The sequence below is a fragment of the Hyunsoonleella sp. 2307UL5-6 genome (assembly GCF_047345485.1).
Lineage (GTDB): Bacteria > Bacteroidota > Bacteroidia > Flavobacteriales > Flavobacteriaceae > Jejuia.
In genome coordinates, this window is record NZ_JBLFEN010000004.1 from 86,091 (window position 1) to 106,401 (window position 20,311).

Annotated in this window: 18 protein-coding genes; 17 read left to right on the plus strand and 1 reads right to left on the minus strand. The window is 30.2% G+C overall.

Annotation, left to right across the window (positions count from 1 at the left end):
• The 13 genes from ACKGJY_RS08460 (at position 1) to ACKGJY_RS08520 (ending at position 14,494) form a co-directional block, all read left to right on the plus strand.
• Positions 1-2,457: a polysaccharide biosynthesis tyrosine autokinase gene (locus ACKGJY_RS08460; protein ID WP_413973446.1), complete on the plus strand. Its 2,457-nt coding sequence runs from the start codon at positions 1-3 to the stop codon at positions 2,455-2,457.
• 29 nt (positions 2,458-2,486) lie between these two features.
• Positions 2,487-3,383 (plus strand): ABC transporter permease, encoded by an 897-nt coding sequence (locus ACKGJY_RS08465; protein WP_413973447.1) that lies wholly within the window; start codon positions 2,487-2,489, stop codon positions 3,381-3,383.
• A gap of 2 nt (positions 3,384-3,385) precedes the next feature.
• Positions 3,386-4,648, plus strand: coding sequence for a polysaccharide ABC transporter ATP-binding protein (locus tag ACKGJY_RS08470; protein ID WP_413973448.1), 1,263 nt, complete (start codon positions 3,386-3,388; stop codon positions 4,646-4,648).
• A 96-nt stretch (positions 4,649-4,744) separates the two neighbouring features.
• Positions 4,745-5,407 (plus strand): hypothetical protein, encoded by a 663-nt coding sequence (locus tag ACKGJY_RS08475; protein WP_413973449.1) that lies wholly within the window; start codon positions 4,745-4,747, stop codon positions 5,405-5,407.
• A gap of 47 nt (positions 5,408-5,454) precedes the next feature.
• Positions 5,455-6,456, plus strand: a complete 1,002-nt coding sequence (locus tag ACKGJY_RS08480) for a glycosyltransferase family 2 protein (RefSeq protein WP_413973450.1) — start codon at positions 5,455-5,457, stop codon at positions 6,454-6,456.
• A gap of 37 nt (positions 6,457-6,493) precedes the next feature.
• Positions 6,494-7,213 (plus strand): hypothetical protein, encoded by a 720-nt coding sequence (locus tag ACKGJY_RS08485; RefSeq protein WP_413973451.1) that lies wholly within the window; start codon positions 6,494-6,496, stop codon positions 7,211-7,213.
• 1 nt (position 7,214) lies between these two features.
• Positions 7,215-8,168 (plus strand): glycosyltransferase family 2 protein, encoded by a 954-nt coding sequence (locus tag ACKGJY_RS08490; protein ID WP_413973452.1) that lies wholly within the window; start codon positions 7,215-7,217, stop codon positions 8,166-8,168.
• Positions 8,168-9,118: a glycosyltransferase family 2 protein gene (locus tag ACKGJY_RS08495; RefSeq protein WP_413973453.1), complete on the plus strand. Its 951-nt coding sequence runs from the start codon at positions 8,168-8,170 to the stop codon at positions 9,116-9,118. Before ACKGJY_RS08490 ends, ACKGJY_RS08495 begins: the two co-directional genes overlap by 1 nt.
• Positions 9,118-10,269: a glycosyltransferase family 4 protein gene (locus ACKGJY_RS08500; protein WP_413973454.1), complete on the plus strand. Its 1,152-nt coding sequence runs from the start codon at positions 9,118-9,120 to the stop codon at positions 10,267-10,269. Before ACKGJY_RS08495 ends, ACKGJY_RS08500 begins: the two co-directional genes overlap by 1 nt.
• Positions 10,270-11,148: a glycosyltransferase family 2 protein gene (locus ACKGJY_RS08505; RefSeq protein WP_413973455.1), complete on the plus strand. Its 879-nt coding sequence runs from the start codon at positions 10,270-10,272 to the stop codon at positions 11,146-11,148. It begins immediately after the preceding gene.
• 20 nt (positions 11,149-11,168) lie between these two features.
• The gene (locus ACKGJY_RS08510) at positions 11,169-12,137 is read left to right on the plus strand and encodes a glycosyltransferase family 10 domain-containing protein (RefSeq protein ID WP_413973456.1); all 969 of its coding nucleotides are present in this window, start codon (positions 11,169-11,171) and stop codon (positions 12,135-12,137) included.
• A 14-nt stretch (positions 12,138-12,151) separates the two neighbouring features.
• Positions 12,152-13,591: an MBOAT family O-acyltransferase gene (locus ACKGJY_RS08515; protein ID WP_413973457.1), complete on the plus strand. Its 1,440-nt coding sequence runs from the start codon at positions 12,152-12,154 to the stop codon at positions 13,589-13,591.
• The gene (locus tag ACKGJY_RS08520; RefSeq protein ID WP_413973458.1) at positions 13,592-14,494 is read left to right on the plus strand and encodes a hypothetical protein; all 903 of its coding nucleotides are present in this window, start codon (positions 13,592-13,594) and stop codon (positions 14,492-14,494) included.
• Between the two features lie 11 nt (positions 14,495-14,505).
• Here ACKGJY_RS08520 and ACKGJY_RS08525 read toward each other — a convergent pair whose 3' ends face one another.
• Entirely contained in the window at positions 14,506-15,813 is a 1,308-nt protein-coding gene (locus tag ACKGJY_RS08525; protein ID WP_413973459.1) for an ArnT family glycosyltransferase, read from the minus strand.
• Between the two features lie 212 nt (positions 15,814-16,025).
• On the opposite strand from ACKGJY_RS08525, the gene ACKGJY_RS08530 reads away from it, so the two are divergent.
• From ACKGJY_RS08530 to ACKGJY_RS08545, 4 genes are all read left to right on the plus strand, one after another.
• Entirely contained in the window at positions 16,026-17,180 is a 1,155-nt protein-coding gene (locus ACKGJY_RS08530; RefSeq protein WP_413973460.1) for a cytidylyltransferase domain-containing protein, read from the plus strand.
• A gap of 10 nt (positions 17,181-17,190) precedes the next feature.
• Complete coding sequence (locus ACKGJY_RS08535; protein WP_413973461.1) at positions 17,191-18,066, plus strand: N-acetylneuraminate synthase family protein; 876 nt, start codon at positions 17,191-17,193, stop codon at positions 18,064-18,066.
• Between the two features lie 169 nt (positions 18,067-18,235).
• Positions 18,236-19,633, plus strand: coding sequence for a UDP-glycosyltransferase (locus ACKGJY_RS08540; RefSeq protein WP_413973462.1), 1,398 nt, complete (start codon positions 18,236-18,238; stop codon positions 19,631-19,633).
• Positions 19,634-19,640: 7 nt separating this feature from the next.
• The gene (locus ACKGJY_RS08545) at positions 19,641-20,306 is read left to right on the plus strand and encodes an FkbM family methyltransferase (protein WP_413973463.1); all 666 of its coding nucleotides are present in this window, start codon (positions 19,641-19,643) and stop codon (positions 20,304-20,306) included.
• Positions 20,307-20,311: the final 5 nt, after the last annotated feature.

Consider the following 20,311-nt stretch of genomic DNA (forward strand, 5'->3'; position numbering starts at 1 on the left):
ATGAACAACGAGTTTGATATTGTAGATTCTAGTCCAGCTTTTGATATTAAGGCGTTTTTATTTAAGGCCTTAAGTTATTGGAAGTTGTTTGTGCTATGTGTTAGTATTGGGCTCTTTATTGTTTATCAGCAAAATATTAGAAAGCAACAATCTTACAAATTAAGTACAAAAATATCGTTACAAGAGGACAAAAACCCTCTGTTTTCATCTAATACTAGTCTAACCTTTAATTATGGAGGTATTTCAGGTAAAATACAAACTATAATTAATACACTTCAATCTAGAAGTCTTCATGAACAAATAGTAGATAATTTGCAATTTTATGTAACCTATTTAAAAGCATCTCGTTTTAGAAAGGATGATATTTATAAAAGCGCCCCATTTAGATTTGAGATTGACACTACGTCGTATCAAATTTTAAATTCGCCCGTTAAAATTAGCTTTAAAGAAAATAACCAGTTTGATTTAGAGTTTAATTTTATTGCTAACAGGGTAACAGCTCAAAAATATTCAAACCAAGCTACTAAAATAATAGATGTTCCTTTGGGTGTAACTAAAACAACCCATGCGATAGGAGAGTTTATTAATCTTCCTTATTTTAAAGGACAATTTACAATAGCAGAAGAGCGTAGCACGAAACCTGGAGATGTTTTCTATGTAAATCTTTTAGCTTTTGATGCTGTAGTAGCAAGTTATAGAAGTAAGTTACAAATAGGAAACCCTAGAAATTCTTCCATAATAAATTTAAGTATGGTAGATAATAATACCAAAAAAATTGAAGATTATTTAAATGAAACAGTAAGGGTGTTAACTAAAGAACAGCTTACAAGAAAAAACCAGTTTGTAACTAATACTATTAAGTTTATTGATAGCCAATTAAGTAGGGTAAAGGATTCATTGACAGGTAATTCAGATGCTTTAAACAAGTATCGTTCTAAAATAGGTGTTTTTAATTTAGATCAGGAAAGTGAATTGTTAACTCAAAAATTATCAGATTTAGAGTTAAAACAAGATGATGTTAATAGAAAAAAAGCTTATTACAGTAGTTTAAAATCATACTTAGAGACTAGTAGGTCGTTTACTGAGTTGCCAGCACCTTCTGTGGCAGGAATTGATGATAGTAACATTTTGAGCAATATATCAAAAATTAATACTTTATCTGTTCAAAAAGCTAAATATGAAGCTACCATACAACCAGGAGCTTCTATTTTTGATGAGTTGAATACGCAAATAGAAGGCTTGAAACAAGTGCTTTTAGAAAATATTAAATCTTCTACAGCTGGTTTAGACAGAGAACTTAATGTGATAAATGGCAGAATATCAAAACAGAGAAGCCAGTTTAATAGGCTGCCGAAAGATCAACAAAATTTGTTGGATATACAGCGTCAGTATTTGCTTAACGAAAAAACTTATAATCTATTTTTATCTAAGCGAGGCGAGGCGGATATTATAAAAGCAGCCACGGTATCAGATATTATATGGATAGATTCTGCCAAAAATACTGGTGCACAACCCATTGATTTAAAATTGAGTTCTAGATATATATTTGCTATAGCAGGAGGATTAATACCACCATTGTTGCTCGCACTTCTAGTCACATTTTTTGATACTAGAATTCGAAACCCACAAAATTTAGAAAATTTAACTAGTATACCATTATTAGGTGTTGTAGGTAAAAACTCTTTAGACAATAACTTAGCAGTACATAGAAAGCCAAAATCTGCAGTTGCAGAAGCTTTTAGAGCCATACGGTCTAGTTTGCAATACATGTATAAACAGCATGATATAACTAGTACTAAAACGGTAATGGTAACTTCATCTGTAAGTGGGGAAGGCAAAACATTTTGTTCTATAAACATAGCTACAGTTTTTGCTCTTGGCGAAAAAAAAACAGTATTATTAGGTTTAGATTTAAGAAAACCAAAGATTTTTGGTGATTTTGATATTGAGAATGATATTGGAGCGGTTAACTATTTAATTGGTCAAAAAACTTTAAAGGAGGTAACCCAAAAAACAAAAGTAGAAAACCTTGATGTTATTACATCAGGACCAATACCTCCAAATCCTTCGGAATTACTAATTAGTGATAAGATGGACGAAATGATTTTAAAGCTAAAAGATACATACGATTACATCGTTTTAGATACACCTCCGGTTGGCTTAGTTGCAGATGCTCTTGAGTTAATACAATATGCAGACGCATCATTGTATGTAATAAGGCAAGATTACACTAAAAAAGAAATGTTAAGTCTTATAAACGATAAACATAAAAAAGGTGAAATTAAAAATTTAAGTTTAGTGTATAATGGTTTTGATAACAAAGGAGGCTATGGTTATGGCTATGGTTATGGCTATGGTTATGGCTATGGTAATTATACAAACGGTTACCACGAGGATGAAAAGAAAAAGCTCTCATCTATTAATAAGATAGTTAAATTTCTTAATCCATTTAAATAAAAAATCATTCAAAATTAATACCTATAAACTTGAAAAATGAAAGCTTAAAATCAGAGTGGTTATACACTATTTCTCCCAAAGGAAAATTCATCGATTTTAATTTTAAGGAGATATGGCGTTACCGTGACTTACTCTTTTTATTTGTTAAGCGAGATGTTATAATCTTATACAAACAAACAGTTTTAGGGCCATTATGGTATTTAATACAACCACTAATTACATCTGTAATTTTTACAATTATTTTTAACGGTATCGCAAATATAAATATAGGTGATAATGTACATCCGTTTTTGTTTAATTTAGCGGGTATAACTATATGGAATTATTTTGCAGAATGTTTAAAAGGCACTAGCGACTCATTTAAAAAAAATCAAAATATTTTTAGTAAAGTTTACTTCCCTAGGGTAATTATGCCTTTAACTGTAGTTATTTCAGGCTTATTAAAATTCGCAATCCAATTTTTAATATTTATAGGATTTTATGTGTTTTTTGCATTTCAAGATAAATCAGGAACTTTAGATTTTAATTTAGTATTACTATTTCCTGTACTTGTTATATTAATGGGGTTATTAGGTTTAGGGTTAGGAATGATTATATCGTCTATGACAACAAAATACAGAGATCTTACCTTTTTAGTAGGTTTTGGTGTGCAGTTGCTTATGTATATTTCGGCAGTAATGTACCCAATACAAGATGCTGTTAAAAAAATTGAGAATAGCTTTCCTAAGTCTGCTTCTTTTATCAATCCAATAATAGAAAATAATCCTTTAGCGCAAACGGTAGAAACATTTAGGTATCTGTTTTTTTCTCAAGGAGATTTTTCATATAAAGGTATATTAATAACTTTTTTAGTTACTATATGTATTGCATTATTAGGTTTAGTAGTATTTAATAAAACAGAAAAGAGCTTTATTGATACCGTGTAATTATGACAGATATAATTTTAAAAGCCGAAAACATATCTAAGCAGTACAGACTAGGACTAGTTGGTACAGGTACTATCAGTCACGATTTAAATAGATGGTGGCATAAAATTAGAGGTAAAGAAGACCCTTATTTAAAAGTAGGAGAGCGCAATGATAGAAGTACAAAAGGAGCTTCTGAGTATGTGTGGGCATTACAAAATATAGATTTTGAAGTTGCTAAGGGAGAGGTTTTGGGCATTATTGGTAAAAATGGAGCTGGTAAATCTACACTGCTAAAAATTTTATCTAAAGTTACTAGTCCTACAACTGGCGAAATTAAAACTAGAGGGCGTATAGCTTCTTTATTAGAGGTAGGAACAGGTTTTCATGGAGAAATGACTGGTAGAGAAAATGTTTATTTAAACGGTGCTATTTTAGGCATGACTAAAAGAGAAATAACCTCTAAAATAGAAGAAATTATAGAATTTTCAGGCTGTCAACGTTATATTGATACGCCTGTAAAACGCTATAGTTCTGGTATGACAGTAAGGTTGGCTTTTGCTGTAGCTGCTTTTTTAGAACCTGAAATATTAGTAATTGATGAGGTTTTAGCAGTGGGAGATGCAGAATTTCAAAAAAAGGCTATAGGCAAGATGCAGGATATAAGTAGAGGTGACGGTAGAACCGTTTTATTTGTTAGCCATAATATGGCATCAGTAAAAAGTTTATGTTCAAGAGCAATAGTTCTAGAGAACGGCGTAGTTGGTTTTAGTGGCACTACTGAAGCTAGTATAGACTATTATTTAAAAGGAGAAAAAAATAATTTTTTACAAACAAAATTTGGGAATAGAAAGGGAACAGGTTTAGTGAAAATTAATAAAGTTGACGTTTTTGGTGAAAACAAAAACGTAAAACCACAATCAGGAAAACCATTGACAATACGTTTTCAGTTAGACAATCCAAATAAAGTTAAGGCTCAAGATATAGATTTTGATATACGAATTGACGATAATTTAGATCAAAGAATTTCTTGGTTAAGTACTAGATTAGTAAAAAAAGACACTAAGAACAATTTAAAATATGTTGAATTTATTATTGATAATTTACAGTTAAATAATGGCATATATACTGTAACCACGCATATTACAGTTAAAAATATAATTTCAGACTGGATACAAAAAGCATTTACATTCGAGATAAATCAAGGCGACTATTACAATAATGGTTATTTTGTGCCTGTGCTTCAAGGTAAAACTTTGCTAGATTTTAAAGTAAAATTGCACTAGGTTTTCACAATAGATATTTATAATGTATAGATAGTGATGATAAAAAAAATAAAAAAAATAATAAAAAGACAAAACCATCTCCAACTAGTAACTAATTTGCATTTAAAAGAATTAGAATGGGCCAATATTTACCACGACAGTATTAGAGGAAAAAAAAGCCTAGAAAACCTCCCTTTAAATATTGGTAGGTGGGCAGGAAATTATGCTTTTTTTTATGTGTTAAATAGAGTGTTAACAGATTTTAAACCGAAAAAAATATTAGAATTTGGTTTAGGAGAATCTACAAAATTTATTACAACTTTTATAGATAACTATATACCTGAATCTTCACTTAAAACTATTGAGCATGATGCACAATGGAAAAAAATATTTTTACAAAATTTAGAAACCAAAATAAATATAGATATTGAAATTTTAGAGCTAACAGAATGTGTTATAGATGGGTGTAAAACTAATACTTACCTAAACATAAAAAACGTAGTAGATAAAAACTATGATTTGTATATTATTGACGGCCCGTTTGGTTCTATTAATTATTCTCGGTATGATATAGTTAATCTCTTAGATAATATGAATAGCGAAAGCGAATTTATAATCATAATGGATGATTATAATAGACCAGGCGAAAAACAAACAGTTAAGGTAATTAAAGATAAACTCTTATCTAAGAACATTGAAATTCATACAGCTGAGTATGTTGGTAATAAAAGTTTGTATGTAATTGCAACTAACAAATATAAATACGCAATAAGTTTATAATTTAATTTGATTATTGTAATTTTTAACGATTTATATAATTATTATTTGTGGGTTCTAATACTATTTTTCCTGAAGTTTCTATAATAATTCCTACTTACAATAAGTCTGCATTAGCTATTGAAACTTTAAATAGTATTGCAAGCCAGAGTTATGATAATTGGGAATGTATTATTGTGGACGATGGTTCTACAACAGAAGATTTTACAGCCCTGGAATCATTTGCAAAATTAGACAAACGATTTTCGCTGTTTAAAAGACCATTAAATACTAAAAAAGGGGCCAATGCTTGTAGGAATTACGGCTTATCTATTTCCAAAGGAGACTATATACAATTTTTTGATAGTGACGATGTAATGCTAGAAAACTGCTTAAAAGGTAGAGTTAAAGCTATAGAGGCAACAACTCTAGATTTTGTGGTTTTTTCAATGGGTATATATCATAATGATGGCTTTAAAAATGACGACACACCAGATGTAAAGGTTAACGATTGGAAAACTGCTTTAGGTGAATTTATTGGTGAAAGGCGATTGCCTTGGAATCTACAACGCACACTGTACCGAGCGTTGCTAATTAAAGAACGATTACTATTTAATGAAAACTTAAGCAGATTTCAAGATGTAGAATTTAATATCAAACTGTTAAGCCAACTAAAACCTAAGTTTAAAATTTTTAATAAAATAGATTGTGTTTATAGAAGGGCAAATTCTAACAACCCGAGAAATAAAAGTTTTAATAAACATGTATTTCATTCTATGCCTATTTTTTTAGAATCAATTCATACTCAAATACCTGTTGATATTTTAGAACAAAAAAGGGGTAATATGCAACTATGGTTGTTAAATTTAATAGGTTTGTATGCTGATAATTCAGTTGAAAAAAGCCAATTAAATAAAGTAATTTGTGTTGCAGAGGGAAAATTACATTTAAATTCTAAACAGAAAATCATATTGAAACTTCTTTTTTTAAGTAAAACAAAATTGAAAGGAATAAAAGGTGTGGTAAGGCTAAATTCTTATCTTAGAAAAAAATACCTAAAACTGATGGCATAAGTTTTAGTAAACCACAACTTTTGAGTAAAATTATAACGTGAAAAAAATAATAAGAGTAATACGAGAACAGATAAAACTGCAAAGATTATCTTATTTGCAATTAAAAGAATTAGAGTGGGCTCATATTTTTCATGATAGTATTCGTGGTAAGGAGCCCTTGCAAAACCTACCATTAAATATTGGTAGATGGGCAGGTAACTATGCTTTTTTTTATGTGCTAAATCGCATACTTTCTGATTTTAAACCTAAAAATATTTTAGAATTTGGATTAGGAGAATCCACAAAATTTACGTCTACGTTTATCAATGCCTATTTAGATGAGTGCCACCATCTTGTTATAGAGCATAATAAAGAATGGAAAACTCTATTTACCGAAAAATTTGCTTTGTCCAGAAAATCAGAAATAAAAATTTTAGATTTAGTAGAAAAACAACACAAAGGCTTTAACTATAAAAGCTATGGTACTATTGAAAATCAAATTACTAAAACTTTTGATTTATATATTGTAGATGGACCTTTGGGCAGTCCTAGATATTCAAGGTTTGATATTGTAAGTTTAGCACAAAAGTTTAGTTCACACGATCAATTTATTATACTTTTTGATGATTACGAACGGCATTCAGAAAAAGAAACAGCTCAAGAATTATTGGATCTACTAGAAAAAAACAATATTCCTGTAAAAACAAAAGAATTTATTGGCAATAAAAGCGTACTTGTAATAGCAACAAGCAACTACAAGTATATAACTTCGGTTTAAATTGAAAACTCAGCTCGTCTCAATAATAATACCAATTCTCAATAGGGCATCAATTGTGGTAGCTACTTTAAATTCTATACAAAACCAAACCTATACTAATTGGGAATGTATTATAGTTGACGATGGCAGCACTGATGAAACAGAAAATATCATTTTAGAATATTATTTAAAAGATAAACGAATACAGTTTTTTAAAAGACCTGTACATTTACAAAAAGGCGCAAACAGTTGTAGAAATTATGGGTTTACCTTAGCCAAAGGCGATTATATTAATTGGTTTGATAGTGATGATGTTATGACACCAACATTTTTGGAAGAAAAAGTACGCGCCTTTACATCCGTTAATGACGCCGTAGTACACAGAAATAACTACGCTAATTATAATTTAACCGAATTTAGAGATAGCAAATTCACCTATAATAATAGTAAAAGTTTTTTTTACAATTATGCTATGGAACGTATAGAATTGCAAACCTGTTGTTTTATGTGGAGACACAGTTATCTAAAGAACAAAAAGTTGTTTGACGATACAGTAATGCGTTATCAAGATAATGAGTTTCACATTCGTATGTTGGCTTTAAAACCTAAATTAGCTACACTAGATACTGTTTTGGCAACTATAAAAAGTGGAAACGGACATAAAAGTCAAATAAGTGCCAAAGTTAATTTAACAAAAAAAAAGCTCTACGATGTGTTTTACTATCGTTATCAATGCTTAAAACTTGGAAAAGACTATAATTTAGATGTGGATGCAGATTTCAATAAAACTATTGCAAAAAAGGCACTTTGGGCATTTTATGCAGGTTTAAAATTTGAAAAAAATGCGTTTAAAAGACTTAAAGATTCTATACAGTATTATTTGAAAATACAATACGTGTACTCTAGTCCGCAATTAACTTACACAGACGCTTTGAAGTCTCAGTTTTACATCTTAAAAATAATTATATTTAGATAATGGTTTCCATCATCATCCCTACATATAATAGAGCACACGTTATTGAAGAAACTATAGATTCTATTAAGGCACAAACTTATACAGATTGGGAATGTATTATTGTAGATGACGGTAGTACAGATAATACCTTTGAATACTTAGGGATATTATTAAAAGATGATGATAAATTTCAAATATTTGAGAGACCAAAAACTATAACTAAAGGCCCAAGTGCATGCAGAAATTTTGCGTTTTCTAAAGTAAAGGGTGATTATATACAGTTTTTTGACAGTGATGATATTATGCACCCAGAGCATCTTAAACTAAAAATGGATGCAATAAAACAAAAAGATTTAGTTGTTTGTAAGTTAAGTACATTTTCGGGAGATTTTAACGCAGATTTTTTTTTAAATGAAGCAGTTATTCCAGATATAAAACAACCTGATAATGTGTTTGAAGCTTTTGTTACAGGAGATTTTCCAATGATGATGGTGGCACCGCTTTGGAAAACAGAGTGTTTAAAACCATATATGCCAATTAGAGAAGATTTGCATATTCTTGAGGATCATGAGCTCTATGCTAGAGCGCTTTTTAAAAATAAAACAGTAGCTATAGTTAATCAAGTATTAATTTATTATCGTGTTGGTGCAGCATCATCCACAAACAGCTTTTATTCAAATGTAGATTATGGATTAGCCTCTTATTTTGAAGCTAAAACTACAGTATTAAAACTATCGCAGGCTAACCCTGTAAAGTTGTCTGTTTTAAAAATGACTTTAGGCTTTTTTAGACAAGCACTTGCAGAACGTAATTTTAATGCTGCCAATTCATGTTTGCGCTTTGTAAAAAACAAAAAACTATGTTATAATTTTAATTTGAAGTTGAAATGCTTGCGCATATACTTTTTTTATGGAATTTTTAAAATTATAAGAAAAGGAGATACTAAATTTAAACCATTATTTAAGTTATAATGAAGATTTTAATGGTTGCCATACCAAACCATCACTTTTTTCAATGGGTAAACCAATTGAAGGATTCTGGGTATAAGGTATACTGGCTTGATGCAAATGATGATGGTGTATTATCTCAACGAATACCATGGGTAACACAAATTAAATCTTGGAAACAAAAGTGGAACTACCCGTTTAGGCAAACTATTAAAAAGGCATTTCCTAAACTTTACAACACGATACAAAACCACAATCAAAATAGTTTAGCACGTGTTTTAGAGCAAAGTATTATTAATATAAAACCAGATATAATACACTGTTTTGAAATGCAATTAACAGGATTTTATATACTTCCCGTAATTGAAAAAAATAATATACCATTTATGTATTCTTCTTGGGGTAGTGATGTGTATTATTATAAAAAAAGAGGCACAACTGATGCTGAGGTAAAGCGTTTTATGAATAGAGTAGATGTGTTAATATCTGACTGCAATAGAGATGTTAAAGCGCTTAAAACACTAGATTATAATAAAACGCATTATGTGCATCCCGGTAATGGAGGGCTTGCTTTAGATATGCATAAAGTAATGTTACAAAAAGATAGAAAACTAATAATTTTTAAAGGTTATCAATTTGATTCTGGAGAGGCATTACAAGTTGTTAAGGCTATTGAAATACTACCTTTAGAATTAATTAAAAATTTAGAGTTTCATGTTTATAGTGCAGATAAAGAAGTAGAGGCTTATATAAAAAACTCAAAAAGTATCAAGCAATTATCATTTGTAATACACCCAAGACATAAGAGACTTAAACATGAAGATTTATTACAGCTTATGGGCAAAAGCATCATACATTTAGGAAATAACCTATCCGATGGCATGCCAAATTCACTCTTAGAAGCTATGGGTATGGGAGCTTTCCCCATTCAGTCTAATCCTGGTGGGGCTACTGCCGAGGTTATTAAACACGGTGTTAATGGTTTTTTAATTGAAAACCCTTTGGATATTAAAGCAATTTCAAAATTAATTGAAGCTGCTTTAAAAAATTCAGAATTAAGAAAAAAAGCCCAAGATTATAATATAGCGTTTATTGAAAATAATTACAAACGCAGTATCTTACAACCAAAAATCATCCAATTGTATAAAGACACGTTCTCTCACCACAAGCGCTAAATGGAAATATCGTTTTTAATAGTAACTAAACACAGGGCGAAGGATATAGCTTTTACCTTAGATAAATTACATACTTTAATTGATGTATCCAAACAAGAGGTACTCGTATTTATAGATGGTTGTAGTGAAACAGAGGCTTTAGTAAATAATTACAGTTGGGTAAAATGGACAATTTCTAAAGAAAGTGTGAGTGCATCACCAGCTAGATATGAGTTATATAAAAAAGCAAAAGGTGATATTTTTATTGGTTTAGATGATGATGCGCACCCAATAAGTCCAAATTTTATTCTCTCAGTTAAAGATTGTTTTAAACATGATGCTAAACTTGGTGTTATAGCATTTCAGGAAGTAAGAGGTTTGTATCTATCTGATGTAAAAGCTATAGAAAACTCGCAAAAATTAAGTGCACATTTGGCAAGCGATTTTGTAGGTTGTGGTTTTGCTATTAAAAAGAAAGTGTATGATGCCACTAGTGGTTTCCCTGTTTGGATGGATATTTATGGAGAAGAGAGTGCTGTGGCTATAGAAGTTTTAAATTTAGGATATACCATTTTGTATTATCCCGAAATAAAAGTAAATCACAGAGTAAATGTTGAGCTACGTAAGTTAAGAGGTAAAAATTATTACAGGTTTGAAAGACAACTTAAAAACAGTATTAATTTTTACTTGGTGTATTATAGACATCCATTTAGAAAAATAGCTAAAGTATTATGGCATAATTTTACAAAATATGCCTTAAAGGATAGTAGATATTTTAGAGCCTACTTTAAGGCGGTATTTAAAACTATATTTGGTTTAGCAAAGGTTTTAAAATATAGAAAACCTGTAAACCAAGAGACTATCAAACAAAAAACAGACTTACAAGGTTTAAGGTACTAAAAATCAATAATAGATGGTTTATGCTAGTTAAAATATGTAGATATTACTCATATCCTGATATAAAACGACAAACACCAAAGCAGTCGTTTAAATGGGAAGATATTACGTTTACAGAGGACAATATCGATACATGTGATTTTTTAGTGATTTTAGATTATCCAAAAACCGATATTTCTATAAAAGTTAATCCTAATAATATTTTACATCTGTGTTTAGAGCCTGCTAATGAAGTTTCTAAATATAGGCAGTATGCTAACAAAAAGGCCTCGGTTATTTATAATCAAATAAACCAAGGTGGTAAATATGTGTTAGAGCAACCCGCTTTACCTTGGCATTTAGATAAAGATTATGATTTTTTTAAACAACTACAAGCTAAAGATTTAAAAAAAGAAGATAAGATAGTATGGGTAACTAGTAATCAGCGTACATCTATTCAACATAATAAAAGAATGGATTTTTTAGAATCTATATCTGATGTACCACAAGTATATTTGTTTGGTAGAGGTATAAAACCTATCGAGAATAAATGGGATGTTATGAAAACATCAAAATATGCCATTGCTTATGAAAACTTTAAAAGCGATTATTATTGGACCGAAAAAATAGCAGACTGTTTTTTAAGTTATACCGTGCCTTTGTATTTTGGGTGTAATAACATTGATGACTACTTTCCAAGTGAAGCAATAATACAAATAGATCCAAAAGATAAACATATTAAGCAGTTTTTAAAAGAAACAGTAGTTTCAAAAGTTTATAACACTAAATTAGAAGCTCTAAAAGAAGCGCGTGAGTTGGTTTTGGATAGATATCAATTATTTCCTTTTTTAAGTAAAAAAATTAATGAAATAGTATTAACAAAAGGAAAATCTACGTCTGATATCAAAACACCTATCCACTTAAAAGGCGGTAATGCTTACTACGATAATTATCCTAAATCGTTAGAAATTCAACGATTTTTAAGAAAGTTGAAACATAAATTTAAACATTAGAGCCGTATTCCTAAATGTTATTTAATTCTATAGATTTTGCCATTTTTCTCCCAATAGTTTTTATACTCTATTGGTTTGTTGCGCAAAAGAATTTAAGATTACAAAATATACTTTTAGTTATAGCAAGCTATCTATTTTATGGGTGGTGGGATTATCGGTTTTTAGCTTTAATCATATTTAGTTCTTTAGTAGACTATACAATTGCCATAAGGCTAAACAAAGAAGAGAAGAGTAAAATTAGAAAACTTTTACTTTGGACGAGTGTGTTTGTAAACATCGGATTTCTAGGTTTTTTTAAATATTATAACTTTTTTGTGGAAAATTTTGTGTCGGCGTTTTCGCTTTTTGGACAACATATTCAACCAAATACCTTAAATATTATTTTACCTGTAGGTATCAGTTTTTATACGTTTCAAACGTTAAGTTATACTATTGATGTTTTTAAACGAAAACTAGAACCCACAAAAGATTTGGTGTCTTTTTTAGCTTTCGTTAGTTTTTTTCCTCAATTAGTAGCTGGCCCTATAGAACGTGCCTCAAACCTGTTGCCCCAATTTTATAAAAAACGGGTGTTTCACTATTCAAAAGCTATTGATGGCTGCAAGCAAATTCTTTGGGGATTATTTAAAAAAGTTGTTATCGCAGATAGTTGTGCAGCATATTCAAATTTAATATTTAATAATTCTGAAGATTATTCTGGAAGTACATTATTTTTAGGTGCACTATTCTTTACATTTCAAATTTACGGTGATTTTTCTGGGTATTCTGATATTGCAATTGGTACAGCTAGGTTATTTGGTTTTAACTTAAAACAAAATTTCGCATTTCCATATTTTTCTAGAGATATTGCAGAGTTTTGGAGACGATGGCACATATCTCTATCTACTTGGTTTAGAGATTATTTGTATATACCATTAGGCGGTAGTAGAGGTAGTTTGTGGCAAAAAATTAGAAATACGTTTATCATTTTTATTGTAAGTGGTTTTTGGCATGGTGCCAACTGGACGTTTATATTTTGGGGTATACTGCACGCTTTTTATTTTTTACCTTTATTATTAGCTAAACGAAACAGAAGCCATCTAAATAGTGTAGCGCAACACAGTATGTTTCCAAGTTTTAAAGAACTTTTTAGTATGCTTATTACATTTTTACTTATAGTAGTGGCTTGGGTGTTTTTTAGAGCAGAAACAATAACCCACGCCTTTAGCTTTTTACAAGGTATGTTTTCCAATACTTTATTTTCTATGCCAGCAATAAGACCTACAGATGTTATTGTATTGGTTTTTGTTTTTATAAGTGTTGAATGGATAGGTAGGTCTCAGCAATACGCTATGGCTACGTTATTCCAAAAAAAATCAAGAATAATAAAATGGGGTTTTTATATGATTTTGATAGCGTTAGTTTTAGTGTTTAGTAACGAATCATCTCAAGAATTTATCTATTTTCAATTTTAAATGAAACGTTTTTTAATACATATAAGCTTATTTGGGTTACTGTTTTTTTTAGTTGAAAAAGGGACATACTTTTTACTTAATAATGCTAAAAATAATCTAGAAGATAAACGTTTAGAATATGTTTTAGAAGGGCAAATGCAAAAGGATATTATAATTTTTGGATCTTCTATAGGCGCTGGTAATATATTGGCTGGTGAGATTGAAAAAGTACAAAGTTTAACAACATATAATTTGTCGTATCACGGCTCTGATGCTGTATTTCATAAATTTTTATTAGAAACTTTATTAAAATACAATAAAGCCCCTAAAAAAGTTATTTTAGTTATAGATAATCCATTTTATTTTAAAAAGGGAGCGCTAAAGTTTAGAAATGATGTATTAAAGCCACTATCAAAATACAACTACGTAAATCATCAACTCATTGAAAACCAAGAACAATCATACTACAGTAAGTTTTTGTATTTAGGGCGTTTAGATAAAGATATGATTCGCTTTAAAAGAAAGAAAGAAAATAATAGAAACCCTTTGGATGATTTTGGCTCACAACCGCTAATAAATTTAGAACGACACCCTTTAGAAATTGAGGTTTTAAAAGATAATTATAGCTATAAAGTTGAAGAGCCATTAAAAGTTGAAGCTTTTAAAACGATTCAACAGCTATGTAAAGAAAATGATATTAAGTTAGTATGTGTGTTTACGCCTAGTTTTAGATCGCATAATACAGTTTTTATAAAGCGTTTTGAAACGTTGATAAACAAAGATGTAAGTAGTGTATTTGTATATGATATATCTAATCCTGCTTATACGAGCAAATCAAATTATTTCGACAATGCACACTTAAATTACAAAGGCGCAAAAATATTTACTTTTGAATTAAATAACTACCTATCTACTCTTAAATAAAAGCTTATAAATTAAAAAATACTAGGCGCTATCTTTCTCAATACATCTGATAGTAAATTACTATCAGTAAGAATAAATTTAGCTTGATAACACAGCAGTAATATTAAGTTGATGTTTACAATTAGTTCTGGTTTTATTTTTATGTTAAATTCCTGAAAGTTTTCAAGCAATTGATGAAAAAATAAAATCCCTAAAAATATAAATGCAGTGTACCATCGTACTTCTAAACTTGTTAATACTACAAAACATAACAAAAAGGTGTAACACCAAAAGAAAAGAAAAAACGACTTGTTGAATTTTAAATTTTCATTTAAACCATTACCTTTTTTCAACATATAAATACTAAACCCAAGTATTATAAACAGCCCTAAACCAAAAAATCTAAATAAAATACTATGTAGTGTAAACCACAGGTCGTTAAAAAATTCCTTTATACTATAATTCCAGTTAAACGTTATACTTTCAATAAAGGTTTTAGGTAAATTATCGCTGCCATTTTCCTCGATGTATGTTTCAAGTTCTTCCCATGTAAGTCTGGTGTGTTCAGGAATTTTACCTTCATAAATATGTAGTTGAGATACGTAATTTAGTTGCGCCCATGTTAATCCATTCTTAGGATCTTTATTTACATCAGAAAGTAATTTGTTTTTGAGTAATGATGGCGCATGTAAACAAAAACCAACACTTAGTGCTATGATGCCAACTATAAAAGTGGTTTTAAAATCTTTATAGAGAAAGAAAATGTAACCAGGAAGTATAATAAATGCAGAAACTCGTGTGCCAATTATTAAACCAATTGTAATACCTAAAAGTATAACGTATTTAATTTTTTTTGATTTTTTAATATTATAAAGCAGAAGCACAGAATAAACAATGAGTAAATGCAAAAAATCGTCGTTTATACCTTGCCAAAAAATTCTATAGCCTAAAAAATTTAATATTAATACTAAGCTAGAATACAGATAAACGTCTTTAAGTTGTAATTTGTATTTGGCAAAGTTATAGAGTAAAATTAGTGTAAGAATAGTGCAAATTAAAGATACCAATCTTAAGCCGTATAAAGGGTTGTCAAAACACAACGTAAAAGGGTAGCTAATACTATAAAACGATGGAGAAATGCTACCGTTGCTCCATGCTGTTATAAACCCATTGGCTTTTATTTGTCCTAAAGCTTCTAAAAAGCTACGTTCATCACCATATGGCACATATAGCCTCATAAAAGTTTCAGAACGTAACACAACATATAGCAATGTTGAGATAGCACTTAAAACAAGTAACTTTTTAGTAGTCCAGAAAGTGGTTTTAAAAACCCTATGCATTCAAAGTTATTTGCTCAAAAATAAACAAAAAAAGCAACGGCTTTTCTAAATGTTTTAATTTGATAAATCTAACAATGAAAAATGTTACTAAAGAAATAGAGCATAGTAGATTTACTTTTAAAATAACTACCTTTTATCCTTAAAAACACTACTTTCATCCGAAAAAAAATGTATTTTAGCGATTATTACTGAAGATTCAATGCTTAGTAACTATGAAAAAAATAGGTTTTATCCCTTTACGAAAGAACTCTAAAGGTATTCTTGGAAAAAATAAACGTAAAATGGTGGGTAGACCACTTTTTACGTGGGTTTTGGGAGAAGCAATACATTCTAATTTAGATATTGTTTATGTGTATACTGATGATGATGCTATTATTAGTTTTATTGAAAAGGAATACCATTACACCAATAAAATAAAGGCTTTAAAGCGTTCAATAGCTTCTGCTACCGATACAGCTTCTACTGAAAGTGCTATGATAGAACTAGCTGAAAAGCTGTCGTATAATTTTGATGTGTTTTGTTTATTACAAGCTACTTCGCCATTCACTAAAGCTAAGGATATTGATAGCTGTTTAAATGAAATTTTAAAAGGAAAAGATTCTGCCCTTACAGTAGTTAATACACATAGATTTGTTTGGAATGAAGATGGAACTCCCGTTAATTATGATCCCACAAAACGTCCTAGAAGGCAAGATTTTAAAGGTCTTTTAATAGAAAATGGCGCAGTATATACATGTACTAAAGAGGTATTGTTAAAACACAAAAACAGGTTGGGCACACATACAGGTATTGTAAAAATGCCAGAAGAGAGTTTACACGAAATAGATTCGGAACAAGATTGGATAGTTGTTGAAAACCTATTAATGGAACGCCAAAAGCGTAATAAACAGCCTGCTGAAATAACACATCTTGTTTTAGATGTTGATGGTGTATTTACTAATGGTACAATAAGTTACACAAAAGATGGCGAACACACTAAAGACTTTGATATGCGCGACGGTATGGGACTAGAGATTTTAAGGCAATTTGGAGTTGAGGTTATGGTGATGACCAGCGAGCAATCTCAATTAGTAGCTAAACGCATGAAAAAACTGCAAATAGCTCAAGTTTTTTTAGGTGTTAAGGATAAATATACATTGTTGCAATCTCTTGCAAAAAAACAAAAATTTTCATTAAATAATGTAGCTTACGTAGGCGATGATGTTAATGATATGACTAATATTTGCAGTGTAGGTTGGTCTCTTGCACCAAATAATGCGATGACTGAAATAAAACAACTTGCAGATGTGGTATTATCTAAAAACTCAGGTGCAGGTGCTATTAGAGAAGCCTGCGAATTTATTATAAACTATAACAAACGCTTTTAGGCAAATAAATATGGATACCTACAAAAAACCCTATGTTATTGCAGAGATTGGTTGTAACCACAAAGGTGATATAAACATCGCAAAAGAGCTTATAAAAGTGGCTAAAATATTTTGTAATGCAGATGCTGTAAAGTTTCAGAAGCGAAATAACAAAGAGCTATTAACTGAAGCACAGTATAATGAACCGCATCCAAATCCAGCCAATTCCTATGGAGACACTTATGGTGCTCACAGAGAGTTTTTAGAGTTTAATCTTCATCAACATGGAGAATTAAAAGCATTTTGCGAAGAAATAGGGATAGACTATTCCACTTCGGTTTGGGATTTAACTTCTGCAAAAGAAATAGCTTCATTGCATCCAAAATTTATAAAAATACCCTCAGCATGTAACAATAATATTAAAATGCTAGAATGGTTATGCAAAAATTATAAAGGTGAATTGCATATTTCTACTGGTATGACTACTAAAGATGAAATAGACGATTTAGTGTCACTTTTCAAAAAACACAATCGCAATAAAGATTTGGTATTATACAATTGTACATCAGGTTATCCAGTGCCTTTTGAAGATGTATGTTTGTTAGATATTAACATATTAAAAGAAAAATATGGAGACGATGTAAAACATATTGGTTTCTCTGGCCATCATTTAGGTATTGCTGTAGATATTGCAGCCTTTACCTTGGGGGCTAATATTATAGAGCGTCATTATACTTTAGATAGAACTTGGAAAGGTACAGACCATGCTGCTTCTTTAGAACCAATGGGACTTAGAAAGCTATCGAGAGATTTAACAGCAGTACACGATGCACTAAATTTTAAATCGAAAGATATTTTGCCAATAGAACAAGAACAGCGAGACAAGTTAAAAAATAAAAAAGGGTAATCCCCTTTGTCCTGCTTACATTTCCCCGAAGGGGAAAAGTAACACGTTAAAATTAATGAGTATAAAAACCCCATAAGAGTAATTAGATACAGAGGCTCTTTTCGAGTTTATGTAGAGTGTAGCTTAAGTAGAGTGCGGTGGGGCAAGGATTTAAAAGTAGAAGTAAACAATGAATAACAAAAAAGTTTTTGTTTTTTTTCCAGATGGTGTTGGCTTACGAAATTTTGCTTTTACCGATTTTAAAACTATTGGCGAAAAAATGGGTTTTGATATAACCTACTGGAACAATACAGTTTTTTCATTAGAAGATAATTTAGGATTTAAAGAAGTTAAGATAGAAAATCATCAATTACACCCTTTAACACCCATTTATTCTAGGGCTAGAAAACGGTGCGAATTAAATGTGTCTAGAGATAAATTTAAAGATGATGTTTATCCAACCTATAAATTTCCATTTCATTATAATTCAGTAAAAAATATATTTAAAAGTTTATATACAAAACTTTTAATAGGTGTGTATTCTTCTGAAAAAGGTGTAGTAACTATTCGAAAAAAAATAAATGCTTTAGAACGCAAAAATCCTAAATATGCGTATTGTAAAGCACAGTTAGAAACACATAAACCAGATTTAGTTTTTTGTACCACACAACGTGCAACCCAATCTATAAGCGCCTTATTAGCAGCGAAAGATTTGGGCATACCAACAGTGGCTTTTGTGTATTCTTGGGATAATGTACCTAAAGCTATGCAAGTTGTAGAGACCGATTATTACTGCGTTTGGAGCGAGCACATGAAGCAAGAGGTATTGCAATATTATCCGTTTGTAAAAGAACATCAAGTGTTTGTAACCGGTACACCGCAGTTTGAACCGCATTACGATGAAAGTTTAAGGTTAAGTCGCGAAGAATTCTTCAACAACTATAATTTAAACATCAATAAACAATACATTTGTTATTCTGGTGATGATGAAACCACATCACCACTAGATCAATATTATTTAGAGGATTTGGCAAATGCAGTTAGAAATTTAAATAATGAAGGTTACAATTTAGGGATTATATACAGGAAATGCCCTGTAGATTTTACAGCTAGATACGATGCTGTAATTGAAGCGAATAAAGATATCATCGAAGTTTTAGACCCTATTTGGAAACAAGTAGGCAGCCAATGGAACCAAGTTTTGCCAGCAAAAGAGGATTTTAAAATGCTGTATAATGTTTGTGAACATAGTGCTTTTGTAACCAACGTGTGTTCTTCTACGGTTTTCGATTTTGTAGCACACAACAAATCGTGCATTTATTATAATTACGAGCAACCTCAATTAACAAAAGGCATACGGGATATTGGTCAAAATTACAAATACGTTCATTTTAGAAGTATGCCCAGTGATAGAGCTGCCATATTTTGTACAGATAAAAAGGACTTGCAATATTTGGTAAAGCAAATACTAGATGGTAAATTATCAAATATTGAAGAAGGGAAAAAATGGTACGAAATAATAGTTGGTAAAACACCAACATTAGCTTCGAAGAATATTTGGAAATCTATTAGCACAATTTTGAATTAAATATATATTGAATAACTACTATAATAAAATAAAGGATAAGTTTTTAGTACAAGACCAATCGCTTTTTAGGTTTGGAAGTATTGGAGATGGTGGTTATCATTTAAAACCAGAAACTATTACTGCGTCTCACCTTTTGTTTAGTGGTGGTATATCTTCTAATTTAGAATTTGAATACGATATCTTTAGGTTTAATAAAGCTATAGAAATCGTAATGGTAGATCCTACAGTTTCGGGCTACAAGTTGTTAATTAAAGGATTAGCAAGATTGTTTTTTAAAAAGCCAGAAAAAATACGATATTTATTTAATGCACTAATTTTTAATTATCTTGTTAAACAGAAACGCTGTAGCCATTTAAAATTGTGGTTAAAAAAGCCTGAGCGTATTTTTGAACTTATTGAACAAAACACTAATTCTGATAGTAATATATTGCTAAAATTAGATATAGAAGGTGGTGAATATGATTTTTTAGATGAAATAGCAGCGAATTTATATAGGTTTTCAGGTTTAGTTTTTGAGTTTCATGATTTACACAAACATCATCAAAAAGTTTATGATTTTATAGAAGCCTGTACAGCACAATTTAATCTAGTGTTTATCGATGAAAATCCTTCGGGAGGTTATAATGGTAAAGACCAGCCAAAATGTATCGAGGTGAGTTTAGAACGAAAATAATATAG

Excerpts from the sequence above, each read along its gene's own strand:
- ACKGJY_RS08540 (WP_413973462.1), top strand. The coding sequence starts at position 18,236 with ATGAATAACAAAAAAGTTTTTGTTTTTTTTCCAGATGGTGTTGGCTTA.
- ACKGJY_RS08460 (WP_413973446.1), top strand. The coding sequence starts at position 1 with ATGAACAACGAGTTTGATATTGTAGATTCTAGTCCAGCTTTTGATATT.
- ACKGJY_RS08520 (WP_413973458.1), top strand. The coding sequence starts at position 13,592 with ATGAAACGTTTTTTAATACATATAAGCTTATTTGGGTTACTGTTTTTT.
- ACKGJY_RS08495 (WP_413973453.1), top strand. The coding sequence starts at position 8,168 with ATGGTTTCCATCATCATCCCTACATATAATAGAGCACACGTTATTGAA.
- ACKGJY_RS08470 (WP_413973448.1), top strand. The coding sequence starts at position 3,386 with ATGACAGATATAATTTTAAAAGCCGAAAACATATCTAAGCAGTACAGA.
- ACKGJY_RS08535 (WP_413973461.1), top strand. The coding sequence starts at position 17,191 with ATGGATACCTACAAAAAACCCTATGTTATTGCAGAGATTGGTTGTAAC.
- ACKGJY_RS08525 (WP_413973459.1), bottom strand. The coding sequence starts at position 15,813 with ATGCATAGGGTTTTTAAAACCACTTTCTGGACTACTAAAAAGTTACTT.
- ACKGJY_RS08515 (WP_413973457.1), top strand. The coding sequence starts at position 12,152 with ATGTTATTTAATTCTATAGATTTTGCCATTTTTCTCCCAATAGTTTTT.
- ACKGJY_RS08510 (WP_413973456.1), top strand. The coding sequence starts at position 11,169 with ATGCTAGTTAAAATATGTAGATATTACTCATATCCTGATATAAAACGA.
- ACKGJY_RS08500 (WP_413973454.1), top strand. The coding sequence starts at position 9,118 with ATGAAGATTTTAATGGTTGCCATACCAAACCATCACTTTTTTCAATGG.
- ACKGJY_RS08530 (WP_413973460.1), top strand. The coding sequence starts at position 16,026 with ATGAAAAAAATAGGTTTTATCCCTTTACGAAAGAACTCTAAAGGTATT.
- ACKGJY_RS08505 (WP_413973455.1), top strand. The coding sequence starts at position 10,270 with ATGGAAATATCGTTTTTAATAGTAACTAAACACAGGGCGAAGGATATA.